This is a genomic window from Sphingobium sp., from assembly GCF_033795625.1.
Taxonomy (GTDB): Bacteria; Pseudomonadota; Alphaproteobacteria; order Sphingomonadales; family Sphingomonadaceae; genus Sphingobium.
Genome location: NZ_JARYGI010000098.1, coordinates 1 through 888, shown reverse-complemented (window position 1 = coordinate 888; position 888 = coordinate 1). Strand labels below are relative to the sequence as shown.

The window sequence follows — 888 nt, the reverse complement described above, 5'->3', positions numbered from 1 at the left end:
AGCGCAACCAGCCCCGGCGAACCGCATCTTCGCCGTCCCTCTCTTCCATTCGCTTGGCTAACCCCGGCTTCCACATGCGTCCGCAGACCGTAACGCATAAACAACGTCTAATCGCCCTTAAATATCCTTGCCGCCCGAATCCGCAACGCTTAGCCTTGCCGTGCAATCGGTTATCGGCCGAAAAGGGGACTAGGCGAAGGCATGGCGGATGACGACGACAAGGGCGCCCACGACGGGGCCGGCCACCGCGCCCGGCTGCGTCAGCGCCTTTGCGACGGCGGTTCCGACGCGCTGCTCGACCATGAACTGATCGAATATCTGCTCGCCCTCGCCATCCCGCGCCGCGACACCAAGCCGCTGGCCAAGGCGTTGCTAAAGGAATTTGGTGGGATCGGCGGGCTGATGTCCGCCGACTGGAAGGCGATCGCCCGGATTCCCGGCATGGGCGACACCAGCGTCGCGGCGATCAAGATCGTCCAGGCGACTGCGCTACGCCTGCTTCGCAACGAGGTCGCCGAACGGCCGATGCTCGGCAGCTGGCAGGCGCTGCTCGACTATCTGCGCGCCGACATGGCCCATCTGTCGGTGGAACGAGTCCGCGTCCTGCACCTCAATGCGCGCAACATGCTGATCCGCGACGAACTGATGAGCGAAGGTTCGGTCGATCAGGCCGCGATCTACACGCGCGAGGTCATTCGCCGGGCCATCGACCTGGGATCGAGCAGCCTGATCCTGGTCCACAATCACCCTACTAGGGCATTTTCACCCCCGAGAATTCACGCATAATCCCTATAACTCCTTGAGTTTTTCCGAATCTTGACTGGGGACGGTTTAGGCCTAGACTGGGGGCTTCGGACGGTCAACCGACCCCAGTTTGCGTCCCCAATT

At 62.3% G+C, this 888-nt stretch carries 1 protein-coding gene; it reads left to right on the top strand.

The window, feature by feature from the left end:
* Nucleotides 1–201: 201 nt before the first annotated feature.
* The gene (locus tag QHC67_RS18760; protein ID WP_319296681.1) at nucleotides 202–786 is read left to right on the top strand and encodes a RadC family protein; all 585 of its coding nucleotides are present in this window, start codon (nucleotides 202–204) and stop codon (nucleotides 784–786) included.
* Nucleotides 787–888: the final 102 nt, after the last annotated feature.